Here is a 14,526-nt window from a genome sequence, read left to right as displayed (position 1 = left end):
CGGCGCCGGTCCGCTCCCGACCGTCTCGCCGTGCGCCGGGGCACGGGCGACCTCCCCGGATCTTGGCCGAAGGAAGGGGGAGGGCCATGACAGATCCGGCCCGACATCGCCGCCGACCCGCAACCCGCGCGGCGGTGGCCGCCGCCGCGCTCGCGCTGGTCGCTCCGCTGGCCGCGTGCGGCTCCGGCGGCGACGGCGGCACGCCCACCATCAACCTGTACTACCCGCCCGAGCAGAACCTGCAGAAGGTCGTCGACGACTGCAACGCCCAGGCGCAGGGGCGCTACCGCATCGCCTACCGGGTGCTGCCGCGCCAGGCCGACGACCAGCGGGTGCAGCTGGTCCGTCGGCTCGCCGCCGGGGACACCGGGATGGACGTGCTCGGCCTCGACGTCACCTGGACGCAGGAGTTCGCCAGCGCCGACTGGATCCGGGAGTGGACCGGGCAGGACCGGGCCGAGGTGGAGGAGGGCACCCTCGCCGGGCCGCTGGACACCGCCCGCTACCAGGACAAGCTGTACGGAGCGCCGAAAAACACCAACGTCCAGCTCCTGTGGTACCGCGCCGACCTGACGCCGGACGCCCCGAAGACCTGGGACGACATGATCAAGCAGGCCCAGGACCTGAAGGCGCAGGGCAAGCCGTACCAGGTGCTCACCATGGGCGCACAGTACGAGGGGCTCGTCGTCCTCTACAACACCCTCGCCGAGAGCGCGGGCGGCAGGATCCTCAGTGACGACGGCAGGCAGGCGGTCATGGACGCCGGCACCGTCACCGCGCTCGACCAGCTCCGCCGCTTCGCCACGTCCGGCGTGACGTCGCCGTCGTTCAGCAACGCCACCGAGGACCCGGTCCGGCTCGAGTTCCAGTCCGGCAAGGGCGCGTTCCAGGTCAACTGGCCCTTCGTCTACCCGGCGTTGCAGGAGGCCGACCCGGAGCTGGCGAAGAAGGTCAAGTGGGCGCGGATCCCGGGGATCGACGCCGACACCCCCAGCAAGGTCACCATCGGCGGCGTCAACCTGGCCGTCAGCGCCTACTCCAGGCACCCGGCGGAGTCCTTCGAGGCCGCCAAGTGCCTCCGCAACGCGAAGAACCAGAAGTTCTCCGCCGTCAACGACGGCGTGCCGCCGACGATCGAGCGGGTCTACGACGACCCGGAGATGACCGAGGCGTACCCGATGAAGGAGACCATCCTGGAGGAGCTGAAGGAGCCGGCGACGCGCCCGCTGACCCCGGCCTACCAGAGCATCTCCACCGTGATGTCGGCGATCCTGTCGCCGCCGTCGGCGATCCGCCCCGAGCAGACCGCCACGGAGCTGCGCGACGCCATCGCCGACGCCCTGGAATCGAAGGGGGTGCTGCCGTGAGCGTGAGGAGTGAGCGGTGTCTGCGAGCCCCGCAGTCGCGAACGAAGGAGGCGCCGTGAGTGTCAACGCCACTCCGGTCGCGGCCGACGGGGCCGACACCGCCGGCCGGCGCGCCCCGGTCCCCGCCCAGCGGGCCGGCCGGCCGCCCAGGGCTGCGCTGAGCGAGAACAAGAAGGCCGAACGGAAGCTCGGCTGGCTGCTCTGCGCCCCCGCCGCGCTGGTCATGGTGCTGGTCACCGCCTACCCGATCGGCTACTCGATCTGGCTGTCGTTGCAGCGCTACGACCTGCGCTTCCCCGACGAGCGGAAGTTCGTCGGGCTGGAGAACTACGCGACCGTGCTGACCAACGAGTTCTGGTGGACGGCGTTCGGGGTCACCATGCTGATCACCGTCGTCACCGTCGCCGTCGAGCTGGTCCTCGGCATGGGGCTCGCGCTGATCATGCACCGGACCCTGGTCGGCCGGGGCATCGTGCGCACCGCCGCGCTCATCCCGTACGGGATCGTCACGGTCGTCGCCGCGTTCTCCTGGCGGTACGCGTGGACGCCGGGCACCGGCTACCTGGCCAACCTGTTCGGCGACGGCGCGCCGCTGACCGAGCGGGCCAGCTCCCTGGCGATCATCATGCTCGCGGAGATCTGGAAGACCACCCCGTTCATGGCGCTGCTGCTGATGGCCGGCCTGGCCCTGGTGCCGGAGGACCTGCTCAAGGCGGCGTCCACCGACGGGGCGACCGCGTGGCAGCGGTTCACCAAGGTCATGCTGCCGGTGATGAAGCCGGCGATCCTGGTCGCCCTGCTGTTCCGCACCCTCGACGCGTTCCGGGTCTTCGACAACATCTACGTGCTCACCGCCGGCGGCAACGAGACCTCCTCGGTGTCGATGCTCGCCTACAACAACCTGATCCGGGGCCTCAACCTCGGCATCGGGTCCACGATGTCCGTGCTGATCTTCCTCACGGTGGCGGTCATCGCGTTCGTCTTCGTGAAGCTGTTCGGCACCGCTGCCCCCGGCAGCGACGACGGGGAGAGGCGCTGACATGGCCGACACCACCACGCGGGCGAAGCTGCGCTGGGGCCTGCTGGACGTCATCGTCGTCGTCTTCGCGCTGGTCCCGGTGCTCTGGATCGCCTCGCTGTCGTTCAAGACCCCGGCCACCCTCACCGACGGCAAGTTCTGGCCCCGGGAGTGGACGCTTGACAACTACCGGTCGATCTTCGACACCGACCAGTTCGTCCGGGCCCTGGTCAACTCGATCGGCATCGCCCTGATCGCCACGCTGGTCGCCGTGGTGCTCGGCGCGATGGCCGCGTACGCCATCTCCCGGCTGGACTTCCCCGGCAAGAAGCTGCTCGTCGGCGTCTCCCTGCTGATCGCGATGTTCCCGCAGGTGTCGCTGGTGTCGCCGCTGTTCGAGATCGAGCGGCAGCTCGGGCTCTTCGACACCTGGCCGGGGCTGATCCTGCCGTACATCACCTTCGCGCTGCCGCTGGCGATCTACACGCTGTCGGCGTTCTTCAAGCAGATCCCGTGGGACCTGGAGAAGGCGGCGAAGATGGACGGCGCGACCCAGGGCCAGGCGTTCCGGCGGGTCATCGCCCCGCTGGCCGCGCCGGGGCTGTTCACCACCGCGATCCTGGTCTTCATCTTCTGCTGGAACGACTTCCTGTTCGCCATCACGCTCACCTCCACCGAGCGGGCCCGCACGGTGCCGGTGGCGCTGTCGTTCTTCACCGGCGAGTCGCAGTTCGAGGACCCCACCGGGGCCATCTGCGCCGCCGCCGTGGTGATCACCGTGCCGATCATCGCGTTCGTGCTCTTCTTCCAGCGCCGCATCGTCTCCGGCCTGACCTCCGGCGCAGTCAAGGGATAGGTGGTGTAGTCATGGCTGACATCGTGCTGGACAAGGTGAGCAAGTCGTTCCCCGACGGGACCGTCGCGGTGCGGGACGTCGACCTGGAGATCGCCGACGGCGAGTTCGTCATCCTGGTCGGCCCGTCCGGCTGCGGGAAGTCCACCACCCTCAACATGATCGCCGGGCTGGAGGACATCAGCTCCGGCGAGCTGCGCATCGGCGGCCAGCGGGTCAACGACAAGGCCCCCCGGGACCGGGACATCGCGATGGTGTTCCAGTCGTACGCGCTCTACCCGAACATGACCGTCCGGGAGAACATGGCGTTCCCGCTGCGGCTGGCGAAGCTGGACAAGGAGACCATCGACGCCAAGGTCGACGAGGCGGCCAAGGTGCTGGAGCTGACCCCGCTGCTGGACCGCAAGCCGGCCAACCTCTCCGGCGGCCAGCGGCAGCGGGTGGCGATGGGCCGGGCGATCGTCCGCCAGCCCAAGGCGTTCCTGATGGACGAGCCGCTGTCCAACCTCGACGCGAAGCTTCGGGTGCAGATGCGCACGGTCGTGTCCCGGTTGCAGAAGCAGCTCGGCACCACCACTGTCTACGTCACCCACGACCAGACCGAGGCGATGACCCTCGGCGACCGGGTGGTGATCATGCGGGGCGGCGCGATCCAGCAGGTCGGCCCGCCGCAGGAGCTCTACGACCACCCGCGCAACCTCTTCGTGGCCGGGTTCATCGGCTCCCCGTCGATGAACTTCCTGCACGCCGCCGTCGACGACGGGAAGCTGCGCACCGCCATCGGCGACGTGCCGATCGGCGACCGGATCCGCCGGGAGCTGGAGGCCGGCGACGCCCCGCGCGAGCTGATCCTCGGCATCCGTCCCGAGCACTTCGAGGACGCCGAGCTGGTCGACGACGACACCCGCCGCCGGGGCGTCGAGTTCACCGCGCCGGTCGACATCGTCGAGTCGATGGGCTCCGACAAGTACGTCTACTTCACGCTGGAGGGGGAGCGGGCCAGCGCCGCCGAGCTGGAGGAGCTGGCCGCCGACGCCGGGGCCGACTTCAGCGGCGGCGGGGCCAGCCTCGTCACCCGGCTGTCGGCCGAGTCGCCCGTACGCGAGGGCGAGGACCGCCGGGTCTGGTTCAACCTCGACAAGATCCACCTGTTCGACCCGGGCACCGGACGCAACCTGACCCTGCACGAGGGGCGGTCGTCCGGCGCGCTCGGCGGCTCCTGATCCGCGCGGCGGGCCCACGGCGACGTGCGCGTGGGCCCGCCGCGCCGGACGCGCGCCGGCCCGGCCCCGACGGCCGGGTTCACCCGTGGTCGACGTCCGCGTACCGCGTGCGGCTCTCCGCGTACCAGGCCGCGACCTGCTCCAGCGGCACGTCCTGGTAGGCGAGCGTCACCGCCGTGCGCTCGAACGTGTCCAGGAACGCCCGGATGTCGCCCGGCGGGAGCACCGCCGTGTCGGCGAACAGGGAGAGGTGGACCCGTTCGGCGGTGCCCCGGACGCCCATGAAGAGGGCCTTGTTCTTCAGGTCGACCCGTTCCGGCCAGGAGAAGTGGCTGGTCGCCGTGCGGGCCGTCAGCTCCTCCAGGGTGGCCGGCGGCCTGGTCGGTCGGCCGGGCAGGTGCGACCAGATGTCGTTGAAGTGGGCGGCCGAGCCGACCCCCGCCTCGTCGGCGAGTGCGGCGACGACGCGGTGGCGGTGCCGGCCGTGGTTGCGGGCCTGCGCGAGGACGGCAGCGCAGTGCTCCGTCAGCGCGGCGAAGGTGCCGGCCGTCAGGTCGACCACGGTGGGGATGCTCTGGCTGAGCGTGCACACCGTGCCGGCGAGCTCGGGCAGCGTGCGGTTGCCCTGCATGATGTCGACCGGGAAGGCGGGGCCGGGGCAGACGCAGCGCATCAGCGCCGAGGTGACGGCCAGCAGCAACGCCGAGGGGGAACTGCGGTAGCGGCGTGCCGCCGGGCCCACCGCCACGGCCGCCGCGTCGGACTCCAGTTGGCCCCGGAAGAACCGTGGCGTGGCCGGCTGCGCCCGCGCGGGCAGCATCCCGGGGTGGGCGCGGTCGAGCTGCCGCCGGATGAACCGGGCCGCCTCGATGTTGAGCAGTTGGCCCTCGGGCTGGTTCTCTAGCGCCGCCAGGTCCGCCGGTTGCAGGGCCGACCGGGCGGGGGGCACGGGCCGGCCGTCCACCCGGGCCTGCAGCAGGGCGGTGAGGTCGGCCACGAGCAGGTCGGCGGCGACGAAGTCGGCGGACAGGTGCGACACGGCGAAGGAGAGCAGGATCGGGATGCCGTCCTTCATGATCACCGAGAACCGGATCGGCAGCTCCTTGTCGTGGTCGAACCCCGCCTGCGCGGCCCGGACGAGGCAGTCGGTGACGATGGAGGTCCAGTCGGTGTCGTCGTCGGTCGGCCGGTCGCACAGCTCGACCGGGAGCGTGCCCGACCCGAGCACCTCCTGGGTGGCGTCGCCGCTGGTCGTGGGGCGGTACATCGTGCGCAGCGCCTCGTGCCGCCGCAGCAGCTCGGCCACGCACTGCAGCACGTCCCCGACGCTCAACAGCAGCGGGATGGGCAGCCACCGGGTGAGCACGGCGTAGGAGCGCGCGTCGTCCCAGTCGCGCACGAGGTCCCAGATGACCTCCTGGCCCCAGGTCAGGGGCGCCGTTCGTGGCCGCCCGCAGTGGAAGTCCACGTCGGTCGTACGGATGGTGATCATGGGGAGCTTCGCACCTCCACGGGCGTGGGCGGATGGCCGCGGGCCGGGGCCCGGCGCGGCGTCAGGACATGCCGCAGGCAGAAGATCGAGTACGCCAGGCCGGTGCTCCAGCTCGCGACCACGGCCCACATGACCGCCTCGATGCCGAACGGCCGGCTGAGCACGTACGCGAAGGGCACCTGCACCAGCGCGAAGGCCACGATCGTGCAGATCAGCGGCGCGGTGGTGCGGCGCGCGCCGTTGAGGTAGCCGTGCAGCACGACCATGACGGTGTAGAGCGACAGGAAGGGGAAGATGATCATCAGGTACTGCCCGGTGACCCGCCGGGTCGTCGGGTCGTCGGTGAACAGGGCGGCGACCGGCCCCCGCGCCAGCAGGACCAGGGCGGAGACCAGCACCGTCAGCCCGACCGTCAGCCCGAGGGTCCGCAGCAGCCCCTGCCGCGCCCGCTCGACGTGCCCGGCGCCGAGGTTCTGCGCCGCGAACGTGGTGACCGCGCCGGAGAACGACAGGAACAGGATGGCGCTGAACGCCTCGACCCGGGACACCACCGTGAACGCGGCCATCACCACCTCGCCGTACGGCTCGATGATCCAGACCAGCACCATGATGCCGACGGCGAGGATGACGTGCTGCGTGGCCAGCGGGGCCCCGAGGCGGACCGCGTCGACGAACTCGCCGCGCACCGCCCGGCGGGTCGGCCGTCCGCGCGGCAGCGGGTACGCCCGGGCCGCCGCGGCGACCCCCACCACCGTGGCCACGCTGGCGGCGACCGCCGTGGCCAGGGCGGCGCCGGCGATGCCGAGCCCCAGGCCGCCGACGAACAGCAGGGCCAGCCCGATGTTGAGCAGGTTCCCGCACGCCTGCACCCACATCGCCGCCCGCGAGTTGCCCAGGCCGCGCAGGTAGGCGCTGACCGCCGCGGAGCCGAAGATGCCGGGGAAGCCCAGCGACAGCACCCCGATGAAGCGGGCGCACTGCTCGGCTAGGGCCCCGGTGATCCCCATCAGCGCCAGGACCGGCTCGGCGAGCACCGTGACCAGGAGCACGCAGCCGAGCGTCCAGCACACCGTCACCGCGGCCAGCGCCACCACGACATCGCGGCGCTGCCGGTCCTGCCCGGCGCCGCGCAGGTGCGCCAGCCGGATGGTGAACGCGGTGCCCAGCCCGATGAACATCGCGTTGAGCAGGTAGAACAGCGGGCCGCTGGCCCCGACGGCGGCGAGCCCGTCGACGCCGACGTAGCGCCCGACGACGACGCTGTCGACCAGCAGGTAGACCTGCTGGAACAGGCTGGCCACCGTCAGCGGCAGGGCGAAACCGACGATCCGGCGTAGCGGCGGTCCCGTGGTCATGTCGGTCACGACGTCCTCCATCGTGGTCGGTGGCTCACCCGGCGTCCGCGCCGAACTCGCGCAACTCGTCGACGTGGTAGGCGATCTCGGCGGCGGTGCGGTCGGCGAGCAGGTCCGCGACGTCGTACGGCACGCCGTGGCAGACCGCGATGTTGTTGGCCACCGTGGTCGCCATGAGCGAGTCGCCGCCCAGGTCGAAGAAGTCGGCCTCGACGTCGAGCCGGTCGTAGCCGAACGCGAGCGCGAGGCAGCGCGCCACCGACAGCTCGGTGTCGGTGTACTCCCCGCCCGGCCGTCCGTCCAGCTCCACCACGACGGCCGCGACCGTCGACTGGATCTTCTCGGTGGCCTTCGCCAGCCGTTCCTCCAGCGCGTGCATGTGCTGCGCGACGGTGGCCTCGATGTCGGGGCTCAGCCCGACGTCGTACGAGCGCAGCAGGTGGATCAGCTCCCCGGCGTAGTTCAGCTCCCCGGCGAACAGCCGCGACCGGCGCGACCGCAGCCCCGCGTCGAGGACGGCCAGGCCCACGGCGGTCGGCAGCGCCTTGAACATGGTGTCGCCGTTGGTGCCGAAGTCGACGGCCATGCCGATCTCCTTCCAGGCCACCCAGTCCAGGGCGAGCACGTGGCACCGCCCGCCCGCCCGGGAGCGGGCGAGGTTGTCCAGGTAGTAGTTGGCCGCGGCGTAGTCGGCCTGCCCGGGGGCCGGGAAGACCGACGCGACCGAGGAGAAGTGGGCCACGAAGTCCGGCGGGTTCTCGCGCGTCACCTCCTCGAGGACGAACGCCGCGTGCAGCTTCGCCCGCACCACGGCGTCGAACTCGTCGAGCCGGCGGAACATGAGGGTGCTGCCCCCGGGCAGCCCGGCGGCGTGCACCACGCCGTCGATGCGGCCGAACCGGTGGCGCACCTGGGCGACCGCCTCGGCGAACGCCTTGCTGTCGCCGGCGTCGGCCGACACGCCGACCACCGTGGCCCCCCGCGATTCCAGGTCCCGCACCGCCCGCAGCCGCTCCGCCAGCCGGCCCTCGGACGTGGCCTCCAGCTCGTCCCACTCCTCGCGTGGCGGCAGCCCGGACCGGCTGAGCAGCACCAGCGTGATGCCGGGCTGGGCGGTGGCGAAGTCCCGGGCGACGGCGAGGCCGAGCGCCCCGGTGCCACCCGTGATCAGGTAGGTGCCGCCCGCGCGCAGGTACGGCCGGGGCTCCTGCGCGCCGGTGGCGAGGTCGATGTCGGGCACCTCGACGAAGACCTCCCGCAGCCGCTGCTCGCCCCGCAGCACCGACAGGCCGTGCTCGTCGGCGAGGATCTCGGCGCACAGCGCCGCCGGGGGCACGGCCGGGTCGACGTCGATGTTCTTGACCTTCACGTACGGGTACTCGCGGACCAGCACCTTGCCGAAGCCGACGAGCGCGGCGTTCTCCGTCACCGCGGCGGTGTCCCCCTCGTGCGCGCTCACGGCGCTGCGGGTCAGCACGACCAGGTCGAGCTTCGCGCCGGCCGACATCAGCGCCCGGGCCAGGTGGAACAGGCCGTACAGGTTCTTCGCCGACCGGCGCTCGACCTCCTCGACGTCGCCCGCCGGGGTGTCCTCGAACGCCAGGGCGTACACCAGGTGGGTGACGTCGCGCTCCTCGACGAGCCGGACGACGGCGTCGAACGACGCGCCGCTGTCGGCGGCGAACACCTCGCCGCCGGGGGCCACCGGCTCACCGAGGCGGAGGATCCCGCTGCCGGCGGGCAGCGCCGGGGCCAGCGCCGCCTCGGCGTCGGTCGCCGGGTCGACCAGGGCGAGGACGGTTCCCGCCCGCGTCGTGGCCGCCTCGGGCGTCGGCGCCGGCCGCAGTTCGACGTCGTGGGTCACGGGGTGCCGCTCGGTGGCGCGTTGCAGCGACATCGTCTGCCGCCAGTCGTCGGGGAACGGCACCCAGGCGGTCGTCTCGTCGAACACGTACGAGGGGAGCCGGACGACCCGGGGGGCCCGGCCCGTCGCCGACGCCCGCCAGTCGACCGGTCCGCCCCGCAGGTACGCCCGCGCCGCCTCGGCCAGCGGGCCGGTCACGGGCGGCGGGTCGTCGGCGAGGATCCGCTCCAGCCCGCGCCGCAGGTCGTCGGCGTCGGCGACGGCCAGCGCGATCCGGTGCCGGTGGGCGGAGCGCGACACCCGGGTGGTGTGGCAGACGTCGGCGATGTCGAGGTCGTCCAGCCCGCCGTCGTCGATGAACCGCAGGTAGCTGCGGATCAGCCCGGTCAGCGACCGCAGCGTGGCCGCGCTCAACGTGAACAGGTGCTCGCCCGGCTCCGACGGCGGCGCCGGCGCGGCCTCGTACTCCTCGACGACGACGTGCGCGTTGGTGCCGCCGAGGCCGAAGGCGCTCACCCCGCAGCGCCGCGGGCCCCCGTCCGCCGGCCACGGCCGCAGGGCGGTGGGGACGAACAGCGGCCCCGAGGTGAAGTCGAGGGCGGGGTTGGGGTTGACGAAGTTGGCCTGCGGCGGCAGCATCCGGTTGCGCAGCACGGCCACGGCCTTGAGCAGGCCGACCACGCCGGAGCCCTCGAACAGGTGCCCCACGTTCGCCTTGACCGTCCCCACCGCGCAGAAGCCCTTGTCCGACGTGTGCCGGGCGAAGGCGAGCTTCATGCCCTCGTGCTCGATCGGGTCGCCCACCCGGGTGGCCGTGCCGTGCGCCTCGAAGTAGCCGAGCGTGCGGGGGTCGATCCCCGCGTTCTCCCAGGCCCGCAGCAGCAGGTCCGCCTGGGCCGGGGCGCTCGGGCTGGTGATGCCGTCGGTGTGGCCGTCGTGGTTGACCGCGCTGCCCCGGATCACCGCATAGATCTGGTCGCCGTCGGCCAGCGCCTGCTCGGTCCGCTTGAGGACCACGGCCCCGGAGCCCTCGCCGAAGCCGGTGCCGTCGGCGGCCTCGTCGAAGGTGCGGGTCACGCCGTCGGACGACTCGATGCCGATGGCCGAATGCGGGTGCTTGACCGGGGCGAAGACGATCCGCGCCCCGCCGACCACGGCCATGTCGCAGTCACCGGCCAGCAGGGCGTTCTTGGCCTGGTGCACGGCGACCAGGGTGGCCGAGCAGGCGGTGTCCACGACGAGGCTCGGGCCGCGCAGGTCGAGCAGGTGGGACAGCCGGTTGGCCAGCATGGCCGGGATGTTGCCGGTGATCGCCTGCTGGTTGATCGACGGGTCGACCCGGGAGAGGTAGTCCAGGTAGGTCGAGCCCGGGTTCGTCGCGAAGCCCACGAAGACGCCGGTCCGGCTGCCGCGCAGCCGGTCGGCGGAGTATCCGGCGTCCTCCAGCGCGAGGAACATGGCGCGCAGCACCATCCGGTGATGCGGATCGGTCAGGGCCGCCTGCCGGGGTGTCATGCCGAACACGGTGTAGTCGAAGCTGTCGACGGCGTCGAGGTAGCACCCGTTGTGGTAGTCGATGTCGGTGTCCTCGACCGGCTCGACGGACGTGGCCCGCAGAAAGTGGATGTACTCGCCCAACGTGTCCCGGCGGTGCTGGGGGAACGGCCGGGTGAGGCTGACGCCGGCGCTGACGACGCGCCACAGGGCGTCCAGGCCGGCCACTCCCGGCAGTTCCACCGAGGTGCCGACGATCGCGATGCTCATGGTGCGTCCCTTCAGTGGATCCGGCTCACGAGAGCGTTGAGGGTGCTGCCGTTGACCTCGTCGAACCGGGTGACCCCCGCCGCGCGCAGGGTGGCGACGGCGCGCACCCACTGCACCGGCGCGGTCACCTGGCGGGCCAGCAGGTCCGGCCCCTGCGCGGGCGCGAAGACCTCACCGGTCACGCTGGAGACCACGGTGCCGTGGCCGGAGGCGAACACGCAGTCGCGCAACTCCGCGCGCAACTGCGACTCGACCGGCGTCATCAGCGGGGTGTGGAACGGGCCGCTGACGTTGAGCGGGACGACGCGCGCGCCGGGCAGGGCGCCGATGGCCTTGGCGGCCACGGCGACCTCCACCCGGTCGCCGGCGATCGTGGTCTGTGTGTCGGCGTTGAAGTTGGCCACGTGCACGTTGGCCAGGCCGGTCTCCCGCAGGGCGCGTTGGACGAAGGCCGCCGGGACACCCTGCACCGCGGACATCCCCCCGCCGGTGACGGCCGCCATCAGCGCGCCGCGCCGTTTCACCAGCCGCAGCGCCGTTTCGAATTCGAGTACGCCGGCGGCGACCAGCGCGTTGTATTCACCGAGGCTGTGCCCGGCGAAGAACGGGTATCCGTCGGGTTCCTCGGCGACCTGGCGAAAGCCGAGCAGTGCATTGACGACGAACACCGCCGGCTGGGCGTGCCGGGTGTCCCGCAGCTTGCGTTCGGGATCTCGGACGCACAGTTCTTCGATCGAGTATCCGAGGATCTCGTCCGCCAGCGCGGTGATGTCCGGAAACTGTTCGAAAAGGTCTGCTCCCATTCCCCGCCGCTGCACGCCCTGGCCGGGAAACAGTAGACATCGCATGCTTTCCTCCTAGCGCCCGGGGCGCGGAAACTGTCGAACCGGCTCGAAGCGCAGGCGTCGGCCGACGTCGTCGAGACATTCCCTGGTGAAGCGGCGCGCGGCCGGCCCCGGGCCGAAGTCCACGACGCGGTCGACCGCGGCGTCGGACACGGCGTGGCGCGCCGCGACCTCCCACTCGATCGGTCGCAGCAGCACCTGGGCGAGGAACTCCGCCACCAGGTCCGGCGACCCCTGGAGGTTGCGCGGGCCGTCGATGGCGTACACCGGCAGCCGTAGCCGGTCGCCGGCCGGCAGCGGGCCGATGAAGCGGCGGTCGTCGTCGATCCGGCGCGCCGCCGGGGTCAGGCGCGGGCTGTGGAAGGGGATGGTGGTGGGCAGGAAGGCCCAGCTCACGCCGGCCCGGCCGAGGCGGGGCTCGTGGGCGAAGTAGAACGCGAGAAGCTCGGCGGGCAGCCCGCTGAGCACGTGCGAGCCGGGGGAGTTGGCCAGGCCCACGGTGAGCGAGCCGCCGGTGTCGTTGAAGGCGGCGACCATGCCGCGCAGCTCGGCGCGGGGGACGCCCGACAGCGCGGCCATCGGCCCGGGGCCGACACCCCGGTGGCCCCGGGTCAGGTACCGGGCCACCGCGTCCGCGTCGGGGGTCGGCCCGTCGTCGAGCTGGTGGGCGCGCACCAGGCTGACCGCCACCAGCCTCAGCAGCGCGGTCGCGACGCCCAGGAACTCGTCCATCCGCCGCAGGCGCAGGCCGGCGAGGATGGCGGCGAGCAGCCCGATGCTGTGGCCCAGCGAGCCGACCACGCCGTCGGGGTGGCCCCGGGCGGGCTGGAGGTGACAGGCCTGGTAGAGGTGGACGCAGATCCCCGCGGCCACCGAGCCCTGCGGCGCGCCGCCGACCGCGCCGAGCCACTGCCGCAGCGCCGAACCGTCGGGGCACAGCCGGGCCCGGGCCGGCGGGTCGAGGTAGGCGGCCACCTCGTCGAATGCGTCGAATGCGGCCTGGAAGAATGCGGCGTTCTCGGGGGCGGAATACAGTTCACGTAGCGCGGGTAGCAGATTCTCGTTGGTGCTGCCAATGCCGTCGAAGAGCAGCAGCGTACGCACAACCGACCTCGACCTTCCGGTTATGGCATGATTCAACTCAGTTGTGGCTGCGTTGGTTGCGGTGATGCCTCCGGAGCTTCCCAGAATGTGGAAGACCAGGCTGACGGGGTGTCGAGGTGAGACTTTACCAAGAGAACTTTCTCAATGTAAGTGCGAGTGTTTTTTTCAACTCTCCGCCTCGGACGGCGACCGCATGATGTTTCTGGCGCGTTTCCCGCGCGACAGAGCGGGCGATCGGCTGGTCTCGGGCCAATCGGGGCCACGGGTGCAGGTCAGGTCGAACAGGGGCCATTCACCGCCCCATTTCGCCGGTGGACGTCAGGCCGGGCCGGGCCACTCCACCACGGGCGGGAGCCCGACGAACGCCGCGTACGCCCCCAGCGCCGCGTTGACCCGCGCCCGCGTGGCGGCGTCGAGGTCGACCAGCGGGCGCACCGCCACCTTCACCTTCGTCCTGCCCAGCGTGCGCTTCCAGGTGCCGGCGACCCGGCCGTCGCGCACCACCGTCGACTGGAACACCCCGTTGCCGCCGGGGATGATCGCCTGCTTGTGCTCCGGGGCGACCATCAGCGACCGGTCCTTGAACCCCAGCAGGTATTCGTCGAAGCCGGGCAGGGCGTGCACGTCGTCGACCGGGGCGCGGGGCGCGTCGAGCAGGGCCTCCTCGGCCACGGCCTCGGCGCCGTCGACCGTCACGGTGGTGAGCGCGTCGCCGGCCGCGGCGATGCCCCGTTTCGCGTCGGCGGCGGTCAGGCCCGTCCAGCCGGCGAAGTCCTGCCGGGTGGTGGGGCCGTGGCTGCGGAAGTAGCGCAGCGCCAGGATGCCCAGGGCCTCGTCACGGTCGGGGCGGCGCGGGTCGGGCACCCACTCGTCGAGCAGCGCGAACGTCTGCTCCCCGCCGACATGCGGGGCGATGCAGGTGACGCCCTTCTGCGCCGCGTACCACAGCAGGTGGTAGCCGCGCTGGCCGGCGGTGTCGATGCCGGCCGCGTCGAGGGCGGCCTGGCACTGCGCCCGGGTCAGCCGCGCCCCGCCGGCCAGCGCCTCGCCGAGCACGTCGGCCGCCCGGTCGGCCTCTTCCAGGCTGAGCCCGAGGAACGCCCGGCGGGGCCCCGCCGCGGCCAGCGCGCGCACGCCCGTGACGTCCAGCATCCAGCGGGCGTCGCGGGACGGCACGAGGTGCACGGTGCCCCGCATCGGCCAGGTGCGCAGCGCCTCCCGCCGCTCCAGGGCCTCCTGCACGTCGGCCTGTGTCCAGCCGGGCAGGCGCAGGCCCAGCGACCACAGGCCGCTTGCCGCGTCCTGCGCCTGCATCGCGCCGAACCACTCGACGACCCCGGCCACGTCCCGGGGGCGGGCCGTGGGGTGGGGACGCAGCAAGAGGGCGGTCATCCGCAGCGCCAGCGCCTGCGCGCCGGTCAGCGCCGCCCGGCCGGGCACCGGGGCCGCGCCCGCCTGCCGCGTCGCCCCGCCCGCCGGTCGCCTCGCGCCGCTCGTCGCCACGTCGTCAGCCCACCCTCCGTCTCGGTGCCCCAGCTTAGGGCCGGCCACCGACACCCGACGGGCCCGCCCGGGCGGGCGGATCACCAGGGATCCCGCCCGCCCGGGGCCACGCCGTGCGGCGGGTGCCGCCCGCCGGGC

10 protein-coding genes are annotated in these 14,526 nt (G+C 72.5%); 4 read left to right on the top strand and 6 right to left on the bottom strand.

From position 1 onward, the window contains the following. Positions 1-86 precede the first annotated feature (86 nt). The 4 genes from ACFYWL_RS22100 to ACFYWL_RS22085 are packed head-to-tail and all read left to right on the top strand — an operon-like array spanning position 87 to position 4,461. The gene (locus tag ACFYWL_RS22100; RefSeq protein WP_386975534.1) at positions 87-1,367 is read left to right on the top strand and encodes an ABC transporter substrate-binding protein; all 1,281 of its coding nucleotides are present in this window, start codon (positions 87-89) and stop codon (positions 1,365-1,367) included. A gap of 55 nt (positions 1,368-1,422) precedes the next feature. Further along, positions 1,423-2,406 carry a carbohydrate ABC transporter permease gene (locus ACFYWL_RS22095; RefSeq protein WP_386975532.1) on the top strand — a complete coding sequence of 328 codons (984 nt, stop codon included), beginning with the start codon at positions 1,423-1,425 and terminating at the stop codon, positions 2,404-2,406. 1 nt (position 2,407) lies between these two features. After that, a complete protein-coding gene (locus ACFYWL_RS22090; protein ID WP_386975530.1) occupies positions 2,408-3,241 on the top strand; it encodes a carbohydrate ABC transporter permease in 834 nt (277 codons plus the stop codon). Positions 3,242-3,252: 11 nt separating this feature from the next. After that, complete coding sequence (locus ACFYWL_RS22085) at positions 3,253-4,461, top strand: ABC transporter ATP-binding protein (protein ID WP_386975528.1); 1,209 nt, start codon at positions 3,253-3,255, stop codon at positions 4,459-4,461. Positions 4,462-4,540: 79 nt separating this feature from the next. Here the strand turns inward: ACFYWL_RS22085 and ACFYWL_RS22080 are convergent, their stop codons facing one another. The 6 genes from ACFYWL_RS22080 to ACFYWL_RS22055 all read right to left on the bottom strand — a co-directional run bounded on the left by ACFYWL_RS22080 (position 4,541) and on the right by ACFYWL_RS22055 (position 14,388). Next, positions 4,541-5,953, bottom strand: a complete 1,413-nt coding sequence (locus tag ACFYWL_RS22080; protein WP_386975526.1) for a condensation domain-containing protein — start codon at positions 5,951-5,953, stop codon at positions 4,541-4,543. Further along, a complete protein-coding gene (locus ACFYWL_RS22075; RefSeq protein WP_386975679.1) occupies positions 5,950-7,308 on the bottom strand; it encodes an MATE family efflux transporter in 1,359 nt (452 codons plus the stop codon). Before ACFYWL_RS22075 ends, ACFYWL_RS22080 begins: the two co-directional genes overlap by 4 nt. A gap of 34 nt (positions 7,309-7,342) precedes the next feature. Further along, on the bottom strand, positions 7,343-10,936 hold the full coding sequence (locus tag ACFYWL_RS22070) for an SDR family NAD(P)-dependent oxidoreductase (protein WP_386975524.1): 3,594 nt from the start codon (positions 10,934-10,936) through the stop codon (positions 7,343-7,345). A gap of 11 nt (positions 10,937-10,947) precedes the next feature. Continuing rightward, positions 10,948-11,784: an ACP S-malonyltransferase gene (locus ACFYWL_RS22065; RefSeq protein WP_386975522.1), complete on the bottom strand. Its 837-nt coding sequence runs from the start codon at positions 11,782-11,784 to the stop codon at positions 10,948-10,950. Positions 11,785-11,793: 9 nt separating this feature from the next. Continuing rightward, positions 11,794-12,885, bottom strand: a complete 1,092-nt coding sequence (locus tag ACFYWL_RS22060) for a hypothetical protein (protein WP_386975521.1) — start codon at positions 12,883-12,885, stop codon at positions 11,794-11,796. Positions 12,886-13,203: 318 nt separating this feature from the next. Further along, positions 13,204-14,388, bottom strand: coding sequence for a winged helix DNA-binding domain-containing protein (locus ACFYWL_RS22055; RefSeq protein ID WP_386975519.1), 1,185 nt, complete (start codon positions 14,386-14,388; stop codon positions 13,204-13,206). Positions 14,389-14,526: the final 138 nt, after the last annotated feature.

Source organism: Micromonospora sp. NPDC002575 (assembly GCF_042889525.1).
GTDB classification, from domain to species: Bacteria; Actinomycetota; Actinomycetes; order Mycobacteriales; family Micromonosporaceae; genus Micromonospora; species Micromonospora carbonacea.
The sequence above is the reverse complement of the archived record's forward strand: the minus strand, read 5'-3'. Positions and strand labels throughout refer to the sequence as shown.